Source organism: Bacillus sp. SIMBA_008 (genome assembly GCF_046535495.1).
Taxonomy (GTDB): Bacteria; Bacillota; Bacilli; order Bacillales; family Bacillaceae; genus Bacillus; species Bacillus subtilis.
Genome location: NZ_JAWRWL010000298.1, coordinates 1 through 282, shown reverse-complemented (window position 1 = coordinate 282; position 282 = coordinate 1). Strand labels below are relative to the sequence as shown.

Annotated in this window: 1 protein-coding gene; it reads right to left on the bottom strand. The window is 45.0% G+C overall.

All coding sequences use genetic code 11. The features are described 5' to 3' along the window. Positions 1–282, bottom strand: a 282-nt coding sequence (locus tag SB658_RS23290; protein WP_410602646.1) for a CotD family spore coat protein, incomplete at both ends; no start/stop codon positions are given.

Sequence of the window (282 nt, the reverse complement as noted above, 5' to 3'; positions counted from 1 at the left end):
CGTTTGGTCCGAATGGTGATACATTTGGTCCTGGTCCAAATGGTGATACGTGATGTCCATGATGTCCATGACCACATGGTCCACATCCGCCGCCGAACCCTGGGTCGATCGGGTCTACAACATTTACATTCGAGTTTGTTTGTGGGAAGAAGTTTTGGTTTTTAATTTGTTGATGATGAACATGTGTTGTATGCGTTGGGAAAATGTGTGGCACCACCGTTGTTGAAAAAGAATGTGTTACACACTGTTTCGTCGGATGAATGACAGGAGCAGTTGTACAGA